An 11955-nucleotide genomic window follows, 5' to 3' on the forward strand; every position below is an offset into this window, starting at 1 on the left:
GCCGCTGCGCCTTCGCTTCGCTTGTGAGATGGCACGCCACACCGCTCCTTGCTTGACTTGGGCTGGCGCTTCGCCCAATCCCCGCGCCCATGATCATTGCGATTGACGGCACGACGGCCTCCGGGAAAGGCACCATCTCCAAGCGGCTCGCCGCCTGGTACGGCCTGCCGCACATGGATACCGGGCGCCTTTACCGCGCCACAGCTGTCGCCGCCCTGAAAGCCGGTGTTGCGCTGGATGATGAACCGCGCCTCGCAGACATTGCGTCGGGGCTAGACCTTGGCAGCTTCAATGAAGCCGAATTGCGCACCGCCGAGGCCGGCAAGGCTGCCTCGAAAGTCAGCGCGCTCCCGAAGGTCCGCAAGGCCTTGTTCGAGCTGCAGCGCGCCTTCGCCCTGCAGGACGGCGGCGCGCTCCTCGATGGCCGTGACATCGGCACCGTGATCGCCCCGGATGCCGACGTGAAGCTGTGGGTCGACGCCGATGTGGAACAGCGCGGATACCGGCGCTGGCGCGAGCTTCTCGGCTTCGGCGAGGAGGTTTCCCTCGAACAGGTGATCCAGCAGCTGCGCGAACGGGACCAGCGGGACCAGAACCGGGCCGACGCGCCCGCCCAGATGGCGGCAGATGCTATCTTGATCGATACCACCGACCTGACTATAGAGGCCGCAGTGGAAAAGGCGCTGGCAGCTGTAAAAGCCGCTCTCGCCCGTGGAAACCGCACCTGAAGGAGCCTTTCGGCTTCAAATCCAAACAGGCTGCACCACTGAAGATTAAAGAGACCACGCTCTCGGGTCGATCCCGCAGGCCGCAATGGTGCGCGCCTGCCTTGAACCGTTCGCCCCGCCTCAGGAACCTTACATGACTGACTCAATGAACCCCACTTCCGACGATTTCGCATCCATGTTCGAATCGTCGGCTGCGGCCGCCGCAATGCAGGAAGGCCAGGTTGTCCCGGCCACCGTTATCCGCATTGAAAACGACGCCGTACTCGTCGATATCGGCCTCAAGACCGAAGGCCGTATCCCGCTCCGCGAATTCTCGATGGAAGACAAGCAGCCGGAAGGCGGCGATATTGTCGATGTTTATCTCGACCGTATCGAAAACGCCCTTGGCGACGCTGTCCTGTCCCGTGACAAGGCCCGCCGTGAAGAGCGCTGGATCAAGCTCGAAAAGAGCTTCAACGCCAACGAACCGGTGAAGGGCGCCATCTCCGGCCGCGTCAAAGGCGGCTTCACCGTCGACCTCGGCGGCGTCAACGCCTTCCTTCCGGGCTCTCAGGTGGATATCCGCCCGGTCCGCGACGTCGGCCCGCTCATGGGCGAAGTGCAACCGTTCGCCGTTCTCAAGCTGGACCGCGCCCGCGGCAACATCGTTGTTTCGCGCCGCGCCATCCTCGAAGAGAGCCGCGCCGAACAGCGTGCTGAAATCGTTTCCGACATGGCTGAAGGCGACGTCCGCAAGGGTATCGTCAAGAACATCACCGACTACGGTGCGTTCGTTGACCTTGGCGGCATCGACGGCCTGCTGCACGTCACCGACATGTCCTACAAGCGCATCAACCACCCGTCTCAGGTGGTCGAGGTCGGCCAGGAAGTCGAAGTCCAGATCATCAAGATCAATCCGGAAACCCAGCGTATCTCGCTCGGCATGAAGCAACTCGGTTCCGACCCGTGGGACGGCATGGATGTGCGTTACCCGGTTGGTGCCCGCCTGAAGGGCGTCGTCACCAACATCACCGACTACGGCGCCTTCGTGGAGCTGGAAGACGGTGTCGAGGGCCTGATCCACGTCTCTGAAATGAGCTGGACCAAGAAGAACGTGCACCCCGGCAAGATCCTCTCGACTTCCCAGGAAGTCGATGTGGAAGTGCTGGACGTCGACAGCGACAAGCGCCGTATCTCGCTCGGCCTCAAGCAAACCATGGACAATCCGTGGTCGGCCTTCCTGGCAGAGCATCCGATCGGCACCGAGATCGAAGGCGAAGTCCGTGGCATCACCGAGTTCGGCCTGTTCATCGGCCTCGGCCCGGATCTGGACGGCATGGTCCACATCAACGACATCTCGTGGGATCAGTCGGGCGACCAGGCCATCGAAGCCTACAACAAGGGCGACGTGGTCAAGGCGAAAGTGCTCGACGTCGACGTCGACAAGGAACGTATCTCGCTGGGCATCAAGCAGCTGGCGGGCGATCCGATGGAATCGCTCAACACCGGCGGCGTGAAGCGCGGTGCGACCGTGACCTGCACCGTCACCGAGATCACCTCGGGCGGTATCGAAGTCGAATTCGGCGAACCGGCCATGAAGTCGTTCATCCGCCGCTCCGATCTGTCGCGTGATCGCGCTGATCAGCGTCCGGAACGCTTCGCTGTCGGTGACAAGGTCGACGCCAAAGTGGTCCAGGTCGATCGTGGCTCGCGCCGCGTGTCGCTCTCGATCAAGGCGCTCGAAATTGCCGAAGAAGCAGAAGCTGTTGCACAGTACGGTTCGGCAGATGCCGGCGCGTCGCTGGGCGACATTCTCGGCGCAGCCCTGGCCTCCTCGGGTGGCAAGGAAGCCGCTCCGGCAGCTTCCGGCGATGCCGAAGCGAACGGCCGCCTGGCCGCTCCGCAGGGTGACGCAGACGATCTGAAGCAGATCAAAGGCGTTGGCCCGGCTTTCGAAAAAAAGCTGAATGAAGCCGGCATCTTCCACTTCTGGCAGATCGCTTCCATGACGGACGATCAGCTGGCAGCGCTGGAAGAAGAAGTCGGTACGTCCGGCAAAGGCGCTGACTGGAAAGCCGAGGCAGAAGCCCTTCAAGGCTGAGCCGGGTAAGCCGGCCTGAAAGGGCCGGCGAGACCAGCTTTCTAAATTTGATGAAATCTTTGCGGCGGGGGCCTAGCGCTCCCGCCGCAAATGCGTTTTATATCAAAGGGATGCTGAAGTCTGAACTGATCGCAAAACTCGCGACTGAATATTCTCACCTGCGCCAGGAAGATCTGGAAAAGGTCGTGAATGTCATCCTCGACGAGATCGCCGCCGCGCTCGCCCGCGGTGACCGTGTAGAGCTGCGCGGCTTCGGCGCCTTTTCGGTCCGCCAGCGGGATTCCCGCAAGGGGCGCAACCCGCGCACAGGTGAACCGGTGGAAGTTCCGGCGAAGTCCGTCCCCTTCTTCAAGGCCGGCAAGGAATTACGCGCCCGCGTGAATGGCGGCGAGGATCCTGAGGCGAGATAAGTCTCGCGACGCTCTCGCAATTGACGAGCTGCCTTGACCGATTTCCCGAATAATAGGATCAATCCGGCAAGTATCCAGGCTTGGAACCTCGGGAGGGGATACTAAAATGCTCAAGGAATTCAAGGAATTCGCCCTTAAAGGCAATCTGATCGACATGGCCGTCGGCTTTGTCATGGGCGGCGCATTCGCCACCGTGGTCACGGCTTTTATCCAGGGTGTCTTCCTGCCACTCCTGGCCCCGATCATGGGCGGGATCGACCTGTCCTCCATCGCCTTCACGATCACACCGGAAGTGCTCGATGAAGCCGGTGAGGTCGCCAAGCCTGCCGCGATCGTGGAACTCGGCAATTTCATCTCGGCGATCATTTCCTTCATCATCGTTGCCTTCGTCATGTTCATGATCATCAAGGGCATGAACAAGCTGAAGAAAAAGGAAGAAGCTGCCCCGCCGCCGGCCCCGCCGCGCCAGGAAGTGCTTCTGGAAGAGATCCGCAACCTTCTGGCCAAACAGTCCAGCTAGGCCCTGCGGTCACCGTGTTCGGGTTCTGTTAAGGTTCAAGAACCATACTCCCGGACAGTAGAGTACGTGTAGAGTGGAAAGGGCGGCCTGTTTGGCCGCCCTTTTTCCTTGCCCGGTATTGTCGTCAGTGCCTCAGACCGGTTCTTCCCCGTTCTTTGAAAGCACTTCCCCGGCCAGGTAAAGCGAACCGCAGATCAGGATCCGGTCCGCGCCGGTTTCAGCCGCCGCCTTCAGCCCGGCTTCAAGGCTGTCGCACGGGGTCGCATCGAGGCCGGCCGTGTTCGCCGCTTCGGCCAGCTCGGCTGGCTCAGCGGCCCTGTGGCCCGGCGCGTTCGGCACGGTGAAGACCGGCGGGCGCAGCGTACGGAACGGCAGGAAGAAACCCGTCGCATCCTTCGAGGCGAGCATCGCCGAAACGAGCACTGTCTTTCCGTCCTGCTTCTTCAGATGACGAGCGATGGCGCGGGCCGCGTGCGGGTTGTGCCCGCCATCCAGCCAGACCTCCCTACCCGGCACCAATGCGGTCAGCGGGCCGTCTTTCAGGCGCTGCATCCGGGCTGGCCATGTCGCGGTGCGCGCACCCTCGAAGATCGCCTCCTGCGAGATGCGGGTGGAGTTGCCGAACAGCTGCATCGCCATCGCCGCAAGTGCTGCATTGGCCCGCTGATGCTCGCCTATAAGTCCGATATGATCCGGCATGGCATCGATATAGTGCGCCTTGAGCTTGTAGAGCGGGGCGTCTTTCAGGGCTGCTTCGGCCGTAATCACCTCGTCGCAGACCTTGCGCTGGATCGCGCTCAGCACCGGGCGGCCGGGGCGGATGATGCCCGCTTTCTCGCCTGCAATCTTGCGAATGTCGGAACCGAGAAACGCCTTGTGATCAAAGTCCACCGGCGTGATCACGCAGAGGGCTGGCGCCTCAATCACATTGGTCGCGTCATAGCGCCCGCCGAGGCCGACTTCGAGGATCAGAAGGTCCGCAGGCACTTCTGAAAACGCCAGCAGCGCCGTCGCTGTCGTCGCTTCGAAATGGGTGATTTCCTGGCCCTTGATGGCCTCGTAGGTCTGCTCCAACCAACCGATCAGGCGCTCATCATCGACGATGTCTCCGGCCAGCCGGATGCGCTCGTTGAAGCGGACAAGGTGCGGACTGGTGAAGACATGGACTTTCAGGCCAGCTGCTTCGGCCATCGCGCGCATGAAGGCGGTCGTGGACCCCTTCCCGTTCGTTCCGGCGACATGAATGACAGGCGGCAAACGGTCCTGCGGGCGGTCGAGCGCTTCCAGAGCAGCTTCGACCCGTCCCAGCGACAGGTGTATCGTCTCAGGATAGAGCCCCTCGAAACGCTTCAGCGCTGCGGCAAGGGCCGCACTGTCTCCGCTCAATCAGTCTTGCCCTTGGCAACATGCGTTTTGGGCGGATTGAGCGAGGCCGGTACGCTGTCACTGGCGCGGCGCGACTTCGGCATCAGCATGGAGAGCACGCGCGAGAGCGTATCCTTCATCTTGCGGCGGTCGACCACGATATCGACCTGGCCTTTTTCACGCAGGAATTCGGACCGCTGGAAGCCTTTGGGCAGGCTTTCGCGGATCGTCTGTTCGATCACACGCGGGCCGGAGAAAGCGATCATCGCACCCGGCTCCGCAATGTGGACATCGCCCAACATGGCGTAGGACGCCGAGACGCCGCCGGAGGTCGGATCGGTCAGCACGACGATGTAAGGCAGCTTCGCTTCAGCCAGCTCGTTGATGGCGAGAGTCGTGCGCGGCATCTGCATCAGGCTGAGCGTGCCCTCCTGCATGCGCGCGCCGCCCGAAGCGGTGCAGACGACGAAAGCGGCCTTGCGGGCCAGCGCCATGTGGGCCGCGGTGATGAACCCCTCCCCGGCTGCCATGCCGAGCGAGCCGCCCATGAAGGCAAAATCCTGGACAAGCACGACCGCAGGCACGCCGCCGATCTTGCCATAGGCCGCGACCATGCAGTCGTCCTGCAGCAGCGGGGCGCCGCCGCCTTCGGTTTCTTTCTTTTCGCGAGCAGCAATCTTCGACTTGGCCGCTTTCAGGCGGGCCGGATAGGGCTTGTCGTCCTTGAATTTCAGCGGGTCCAATGCCACGCCCGGCAGCTCAATCGGCTCCCAACGCTCGTCATCGAACAGGAGACGGAAGCGCGTGCGCGGCGAAATACGCATATGCGCGCCTGCCGGCGTCACATGCCAGTTCTCTTCCAGATCGGTCTTGTAGACCAGTTCACCGGAGAGCGGGCATTTCACCCACAGATCATCCGGCGTGTCACGCTTGGTCAGAATGGTCTTCAGGCCCGGCGGGGTGACCTTGTTGATCCAGTTCATCCGACAACCTCCACGGCTGTAACAGCCACTACGGCTTTGCGACCCCTGCGATCGCGTTGCTCAGTTCCTTGGCCAAAGCCCCCATTCCCTGGGGTGCGCGGGCCAGATCCCCTGATTCGTGAGCCGCCTCGGCATGCTCCACGAAAGCACTGCCTACGACAACCCCATCGGCGATTTTAGCCATTTCCGCAGCCTGTGCACCGGTTTTTACACCAAATCCAACACAAACTGGCAATCCGGACACCCGGCGCGCCATGTCGATATTCGCAGCAATTGCTGCAGGATCGGCACTTCCGGCCCCAGTCACACCGGTCACAGAGACAAAATACAGAAATCCGGAAGCGCCTTCAGCCACCTTTTTCATGCGCGCTTCATGCGTCGTCGGCGTGGCAAGGCGGATCACCGAGAGGCCATATTTGGCGTATTCTTCCCGCAGAGGCCCGTCTTCTTCCGGCGGCAAGTCCACGATGATCGTTCCATCGACACCGGCCTTGTGAGCGGCTTCGGCAAATTCGCCATAGCCCATGGAATGGACCGGATTGGCATAGCCCATGATGATGATCGGTGTCGTCTGGTCGCTTTCGCGGAAGCGGGTGATGAGCGCCAGAACGTCCGTCAGCTTCGTCTTCGCTGCCAGTGCACGCAGGCCTGCCCGCTGGATCGCCGGTCCGTCGGCCATCGGATCGGTGAACGGCGCGCCGAGCTCGATAATGTCGGCGCCATTGTCGCGAAGCGCGCAAAGCGCCTCATAGCTCGTCTCGAGATCCGGATCGCCGGCCATGAGATAAGAGACAAGGACTGCGCGCTTGTCCGCCTTCGCGCGGTCGAAGGCAGCGGTGATACGTTCCGTCGGCATCAGTTTTCCGTGTTTTCGTGGACCCAGGCGGCATAGGGCTCGTGCGCTTCAAGGCAAGGCAGCGCCACCATGGCCGGGACATCATAAGGGTGATGGGTAAGGACGAGCGCCTCGATCCTGTCCCAGTTCGCCTTCGGCGCCTTGAGCCAGAGAATGTATTCGAACGCCTGCTCCACCACGCCTTTCCAGCGATAGGTGGACGAGACCGGACCTTCCAGATTCGCGCAGGCCGCCAGCTTGTGCTCGACGGCCGCATCGCCGATGTCCTCGGCGACCCGCTGCGACGGGCAAGTGATACGGATGAGAAGAAGGTCGGTCACGGCGTTGTTCCTAATCGGGCTGGTCTCGACTGTCACTACCATACGGCCGGTACGTCCAGTGGAAAGGAATCTGCATACCGGAAATTGTTGCGTCCCTCTCCCGCATTTGGCAACTTGCGGCAGCAACCGCGGCATTTTCTGCGTGCGCAGGTGGGGAGACATGGAAGATGGCGAACACACCGGCCAACAACGCCCTGCATACGACAAGAGCGACACCTTCCGGCACACCGAAACGTGTCGCGGCAATCGCCGAAGTGGCCCCCACAATCAGGAGCATTCAGGAAGCTTTGGCCAAAGCCGGATTTGATCCCGGCCCAATAGACGGCTTGTCGGGTCCCAAGACAGAAAGCGCCCTACGGGCCTTCCGTCTGGCGGCCGGATTCGCAAACCCTGTCGGCGCAACGCTGTCGCTTTTCGAGCCCGACATGCTGCAAACATTGTTCAACGGCAAGCCGCCACCTACCCCCCCGCACGACGCGCCGTGGATCGATGTTGGTTGGGACAAAATGCTGCTGCACGAGAAGTTCGACAATGCCTCCCTGTTCAGTTGGCTGAGGTTCGGAGGTCGCAGCGTTGGAGACCCGTCAAAGATTCCGTGGTGTGGTGATTTCGTCGAGACCTGTATTTCTATCGCCCTTGCGCGCGAACCCCTGCCCAAAAACCCTTATCTCGCTCGAAACTGGTTGAAATTCGGCAAGCAGATCGACCAGCCTGCACCGGGCGCTATCGCGGTGTTCTATCGGGGTGATCCGGATGGCCTCTATGGCCATGTCGGCTTCTATGTTTCCGAGGACAAGAAATATCTCCACATCCTTGGCGGCAATCAGGGGAACCGCATTTCCATTGCTCGCCTCGATAAGAAGCGCCTGTTGGGATATCGTTGGCCATCAACTTATGCGTTCAAGGGCCCACATGTGGTGACTGCAAATCGTGGTGGGAGCGTTTCCATCAACGAAGCCTGAGGACAGGTTTCGTCACTCGTCCAATGCCTCCGGATCGCATTCGCCGATCTGCACGGCCGCCATCGGCACAACGGACATGGAGCGCCCTTCATAGGGAATGCCTACACCCGCGATTTCATCCCAGCCGAAGCATTCGTTATATTCGTCACCCGTCATGCCGGACTCATTCCCGCAAATGCCCTGTTCGGTCCAAACGGCATCGCGGACAAATTCCGTGCGACCGTCCGCGAAGCAAAAGGCTGTCTCGTCCGCAACAAGCGGGATCCGGTCGCCATTCTGCGCCGCTTCGAAATTCTGCTGCGTCAGCGGGACGTAACTATACTTCGTCGTTGGCACACAGGCGGCAAGCATGGGAACAAGGATAAGGGACAGGGCCAGCCTCACATGTCCACTCCAAGATATTTGGCGACAGAGAAGACGTCCTTGTCGCCGCGGCCGCACATGTTCAGCACGATCAGGCCCTCCGGCCCGAGTTCCTGCGCCACTTTCCCGACGCGGGCGAGCGCGTGGGATGGCTCAAGCGCCGGGATGATGCCTTCGAGCTTGGTGCAGAGCTGGAATGCGTCCAGCGCTTCCTGGTCCGTGGTCGACAGGTATTCGGCCCGGCCGCTGTCGCGCAGGAAGGCGTGCTCCGGCCCGATGCCCGGATAGTCAAGCCCGGCAGAGATCGAGTGCGCATCGAGGATCTGGCCGTCATCGGTCTGCAGCAGATAGGTGCGGTTTCCGTGCAGAATGCCCGGCCGACCGCCATTGAGGGCCGCCGCATGCTCGCCTGTCTCGATACCGTGGCCCGCCGCCTCGACGCCGATCATGCGGACGCTTTCGTCTTCCAGGAAAGGATGGAACAAGCCGATGGCATTGGACCCACCGCCGATGCACGCCATGACGACATCCGGCAGGCGCCCTTCCCGCTCGAGGATCTGTTCGCGGGCTTCCTTGCCGATGATCGACTGGAAGTCGCGCACCAGTTCCGGGTACGGATGAGGCCCGGCCACGGTGCCGATGCAGTAGAAAGTGTTGTCGACGTTCGTGACCCAGTCGCGCAGGGCCTCGTTCATTGCGTCTTTCAGCGTGCCCGTGCCGGAAGAGACCGGCACGATCTTGGCACCCAACAAGCGCATGCGGAAGACGTTCGGCTTCTGGCGTTCGACATCGGTCTCGCCCATGAAGACGACGCATTCGAGGCCGAAGCGCGCGCAGATCGTCGCCGTCGCCACACCATGCTGGCCGGCCCCCGTCTCCGCGATGATGCGCGTTTTGCCCATACGCCGGGCGAGCAGCACCTGGCCGAGGCAGTTATTGATCTTGTGCGCGCCGGTATGGTTCAGCTCGTCGCGTTTGAAGTAGATCTTCGCGCCGCCGAAATGCTCGGTCAGGCGCTCGGCGAAATAGAGCGGCGACGGGCGGCCGACATAATGGGTCCAGAGGTCGTCCATCTCGGCCTTGAATTCAGGGTCTTTCTGCGCCCTGCGGTATTCGGCTTCGAGATCCAGGATCAGCGGCATCAGCGTTTCGGCGACATAGCGTCCGCCGAACTCACCGAAACGGCCATTCACGTCCGGCCACTGGTCCCAGGTATTTCTTACGTCCATCACTTCAGACCTCTTTGGCGGCGCGGAGGAACGCCCGCACCAGCTCCTTGTCCTTTAGCCCCCGCAGCCGCTCCACGCCAGAGGAGACGTCGACCGCTGGCGCACCTGTCGCAGCAATTGCTTCGGTTACGTTCTCAGGGGTGAGCCCCCCGGCCAGAATCCACGGCTTCGGCGCGGTCCAGCCCTTCAGGATGGACCAGTCAAAGGCTTGGCCATGCCCGCCCGTACGGTCAGCATCCTTCGGAGGCTTTGCATCGATCAGCAGCCGGTCCGCAGCACTGTAAACTTCCGCCCCGGCAAGGTCCGCCGCCGTTTCCACACCAATTGCCTTCCAGACTTCACATCCGGTTCGCCTGGCGATTTCGGCAACACGGTCCGGCGTTTCCTGCCCGTGGAGCTGGAGCACGCGGATGCCCGTTGCGGTTACCCGGTCGATGAGGGCGTCATCAGCATCGACCAGCAAAGCCACCGGTACCGACCGGCCCACACCCAGCAGCAATGTCTCCGCGGCTTCCGGAGTCACATAGCGCGGGCTCGCCTCGACAAAGACAAAGCCGATCCAGTCCGCCCCCTCCGCCGCGCAAAGGCGTACGAGGTCCGGATCCTTGAGGCCGCAGATCTTTACACGAGTCATGGCACCGGCGTTACGCCAGGGCGGGCGCACCGGTCAATGCAGCTCACCTGAGGGGTAGGTTCAGTTCAGGATCGCATGGAAGGCCAGCATGCCTTCCTCGCCGGGCGTCATCCGCGCGAAGGTCCAGCGCACATGCGTGATCTCGTCGGCGGAGGCCATGCGGATATCTTCGCCATCTTCGATAAACAGGTCATCGCGCGGCGCGAAGGATTTTCCGCCATCAACCGAGAAATCCACGGCCGCATTGTCGGCAATCACCGAGTCGTCGACATAGACCATGTCTTCCGGCACCGGAATGGTCATCACAACGCTGTCAGCAGGTTGGGCACCATCATTGCGGAAGCTGACCACATAAGCGAGCTCTTCGCCTGGCTCGACCGCTTCCGTCGGCACGTATTCCGTCTCCGTCGATCCGTCCTCATATTCCATCGAGACCACTTTCTCGACCGAGGCCGAGGACAGCAGCACATCCGCGCGCGCAGGCAGGGACGCGACAGCGCAAGCCGCGAGGAAACAGAGGGAGGTCGGCAGAACCTTGAACATCATGGTTAATACGGGACACGTTTTGGCTAACGATTGTGACCATCCATCACAAGCGTTAAAATTAATTAAAAGACATGCCTGATTAAGGCGTACATTTACCAACACATGTACTTGGGCAAAATGTAGGCCACATCTGCCCATTTGTCCGGCAACGGATGGCTGGCTGCATATTTTTCTTAGCTTTTCAGTAAGACAGCGCGTTCGGTCAGCGCTTCTGCTGCATCACGATAGTGAAACGAAGGTCTGCCTCGACAGCGCCCTCGGGCGCCTCGGGAAATGGCACTGCGGAGGTTACGGACTTCAGGCACCGGCGGTCATACAGCCGGCTGCCGCTGCTGGTCTGTATCCCGACGAAAATGACCTCCCCCGTTCGGGACAGGCGGAATTCAACCTCGCAATTACCGGCGCCCCGCACGCCACGCGGGGCATGCCGGGCGAGCTGCAGCCTGACATCCCGCAGATAGGCATTCCGCATTGCTATGCCATCCCCGCTGAGCGATGCCGCGCCGGAGGAGGCGGTCTGTTCCACGACCGGTTTCGGTTCTGCCGATTGCTGCGGGGTATCTGAAGCAAGGGTGAGGAAAGCCGGACCGGGGTCTTGCTCGCTCATTGCCGGTTCAGGGGCCGAGTCAGATACCGGAAGGACCGGTATCTCATCTTTCGTTTCTACCGGCTCCGGCACCGAAGTTGGCGCGGGCTGGACTTCGGCAACTGGGATCTCCGGAACGTCCTGCTTCTCAGGCGCGACAGGCGAAGCCTCATCTGCCGGCGGCACTGGTTCGGGCACCTGCTCCGTCACCGGTTCTTCGATGAGCGTCACGAGAAACACATCATCTTTCGGGCCAAGCCCCGACGGCCCGGCGGGCGCCAGCAGGAAGACACCTGCCAGCAAACCGCCATGGGCGGCCGCAGCCAGAGCCACGCCCGCCATATAGCTGGAGGTGAGGATCCTCCGCAGCATG

Annotated in this window: 14 protein-coding genes; 5 read left to right on the plus strand and 9 right to left on the minus strand. The window is 61.6% G+C overall.

Annotated features, from left to right (window positions below; translation table 11 throughout):
• Positions 1 to 89 precede the first annotated feature (89 nt).
• From cmk to mscL, 4 genes are all read left to right on the plus strand, one after another.
• Complete coding sequence (cmk, locus tag R3C98_RS03005) at positions 90 to 728, plus strand: (d)CMP kinase (protein ID WP_371312635.1); 639 nt, start codon at positions 90 to 92, stop codon at positions 726 to 728.
• 133 nt (positions 729 to 861) lie between these two features.
• Positions 862 to 2808, plus strand: a complete 1947-nt coding sequence (gene rpsA / locus R3C98_RS03010) for a 30S ribosomal protein S1 (RefSeq protein WP_371312636.1) — start codon at positions 862 to 864, stop codon at positions 2806 to 2808.
• Between the two features lie 110 nt (positions 2809 to 2918).
• Complete coding sequence (ihfB, locus tag R3C98_RS03015) at positions 2919 to 3218, plus strand: integration host factor subunit beta (protein WP_321490523.1); 300 nt, start codon at positions 2919 to 2921, stop codon at positions 3216 to 3218.
• Positions 3219 to 3324: 106 nt separating this feature from the next.
• Complete coding sequence (mscL, locus tag R3C98_RS03020) at positions 3325 to 3738, plus strand: large conductance mechanosensitive channel protein MscL (RefSeq protein WP_371312637.1); 414 nt, start codon at positions 3325 to 3327, stop codon at positions 3736 to 3738.
• A gap of 132 nt (positions 3739 to 3870) precedes the next feature.
• Here mscL and R3C98_RS03025 read toward each other — a convergent pair whose 3' ends face one another.
• Genes R3C98_RS03025 through cutA form a run of 4 tightly spaced genes read right to left on the minus strand, consistent with a single transcriptional unit; the run spans position 3871 to position 7262 of the window.
• Positions 3871 to 5124 (minus strand): folylpolyglutamate synthase/dihydrofolate synthase family protein, encoded by a 1254-nt coding sequence (locus R3C98_RS03025; protein ID WP_371312638.1) that lies wholly within the window; start codon positions 5122 to 5124, stop codon positions 3871 to 3873.
• Positions 5121 to 6086 carry an acetyl-CoA carboxylase carboxyltransferase subunit beta gene (locus R3C98_RS03030; RefSeq protein ID WP_371312639.1) on the minus strand — a complete coding sequence of 322 codons (966 nt, stop codon included), beginning with the start codon at positions 6084 to 6086 and terminating at the stop codon, positions 5121 to 5123. Before R3C98_RS03030 ends, R3C98_RS03025 begins: the two co-directional genes overlap by 4 nt.
• Before the next feature lie 28 nt (positions 6087 to 6114).
• A complete protein-coding gene (gene trpA, locus R3C98_RS03035; protein WP_371312640.1) occupies positions 6115 to 6942 on the minus strand; it encodes a tryptophan synthase subunit alpha in 828 nt (275 codons plus the stop codon).
• Positions 6942 to 7262 carry a divalent-cation tolerance protein CutA gene (cutA, locus tag R3C98_RS03040; protein ID WP_371312641.1) on the minus strand — a complete coding sequence of 107 codons (321 nt, stop codon included), beginning with the start codon at positions 7260 to 7262 and terminating at the stop codon, positions 6942 to 6944. The genes trpA and cutA overlap by 1 nt, the downstream gene beginning before the upstream one ends.
• A 167-nt stretch (positions 7263 to 7429) precedes the next feature.
• Here cutA and R3C98_RS03045 point away from each other — a divergent pair, with 167 nt between their 5' ends.
• Positions 7430 to 8224, plus strand: a complete 795-nt coding sequence (locus R3C98_RS03045; RefSeq protein ID WP_371312642.1) for a TIGR02594 family protein — start codon at positions 7430 to 7432, stop codon at positions 8222 to 8224.
• Positions 8225 to 8236: 12 nt separating this feature from the next.
• Here R3C98_RS03045 and R3C98_RS03050 read toward each other — a convergent pair whose 3' ends face one another.
• The 5 genes from R3C98_RS03050 to R3C98_RS03070 all read right to left on the minus strand — a co-directional run bounded on the left by R3C98_RS03050 (position 8237) and on the right by R3C98_RS03070 (position 11954).
• The gene (locus tag R3C98_RS03050; RefSeq protein ID WP_371312643.1) at positions 8237 to 8608 is read right to left on the minus strand and encodes a hypothetical protein; all 372 of its coding nucleotides are present in this window, start codon (positions 8606 to 8608) and stop codon (positions 8237 to 8239) included.
• A complete protein-coding gene (gene trpB, locus R3C98_RS03055) occupies positions 8605 to 9816 on the minus strand; it encodes a tryptophan synthase subunit beta (protein WP_371313329.1) in 1212 nt (403 codons plus the stop codon). The genes R3C98_RS03050 and trpB overlap by 4 nt, the downstream gene beginning before the upstream one ends.
• Before the next feature lie 4 nt (positions 9817 to 9820).
• Positions 9821 to 10450, minus strand: a complete 630-nt coding sequence (locus R3C98_RS03060) for a phosphoribosylanthranilate isomerase (protein WP_371312644.1) — start codon at positions 10448 to 10450, stop codon at positions 9821 to 9823.
• Between the two features lie 60 nt (positions 10451 to 10510).
• A complete protein-coding gene (locus R3C98_RS03065; RefSeq protein ID WP_371312645.1) occupies positions 10511 to 10996 on the minus strand; it encodes a hypothetical protein in 486 nt (161 codons plus the stop codon).
• Between the two features lie 202 nt (positions 10997 to 11198).
• On the minus strand, positions 11199 to 11954 hold the full coding sequence (locus tag R3C98_RS03070; protein ID WP_371312646.1) for a TonB family protein: 756 nt from the start codon (positions 11952 to 11954) through the stop codon (positions 11199 to 11201).
• Position 11955 lies beyond the last annotated feature (1 nt).

This window comes from Hyphomonas sp., assembly GCF_041398465.1.
Taxonomy (GTDB): domain Bacteria; phylum Pseudomonadota; class Alphaproteobacteria; order Caulobacterales; family Hyphomonadaceae; genus Hyphomonas.

Excerpts from the sequence above, each read along its gene's own strand:
- mscL (WP_371312637.1), top strand. The coding sequence starts at position 3,325 with ATGCTCAAGGAATTCAAGGAATTCGCCCTTAAAGGCAATCTGATCGAC.
- R3C98_RS03030 (WP_371312639.1), bottom strand. The coding sequence starts at position 6,086 with ATGAACTGGATCAACAAGGTCACCCCGCCGGGCCTGAAGACCATTCTG.
- trpB (WP_371313329.1), bottom strand. The coding sequence starts at position 9,816 with ATGGACGTAAGAAATACCTGGGACCAGTGGCCGGACGTGAATGGCCGT.
- R3C98_RS03070 (WP_371312646.1), bottom strand. The coding sequence starts at position 11,954 with ATGCTGCGGAGGATCCTCACCTCCAGCTATATGGCGGGCGTGGCTCTG.
- cmk (WP_371312635.1), top strand. The coding sequence starts at position 90 with ATGATCATTGCGATTGACGGCACGACGGCCTCCGGGAAAGGCACCATC.
- R3C98_RS03065 (WP_371312645.1), bottom strand. The coding sequence starts at position 10,996 with ATGATGTTCAAGGTTCTGCCGACCTCCCTCTGTTTCCTCGCGGCTTGC.
- R3C98_RS03060 (WP_371312644.1), bottom strand. The coding sequence starts at position 10,450 with ATGACTCGTGTAAAGATCTGCGGCCTCAAGGATCCGGACCTCGTACGC.
- R3C98_RS03045 (WP_371312642.1), top strand. The coding sequence starts at position 7,430 with ATGGCGAACACACCGGCCAACAACGCCCTGCATACGACAAGAGCGACA.
- ihfB (WP_321490523.1), top strand. The coding sequence starts at position 2,919 with ATGCTGAAGTCTGAACTGATCGCAAAACTCGCGACTGAATATTCTCAC.
- rpsA (WP_371312636.1), top strand. The coding sequence starts at position 862 with ATGACTGACTCAATGAACCCCACTTCCGACGATTTCGCATCCATGTTC.
- trpA (WP_371312640.1), bottom strand. The coding sequence starts at position 6,942 with ATGCCGACGGAACGTATCACCGCTGCCTTCGACCGCGCGAAGGCGGAC.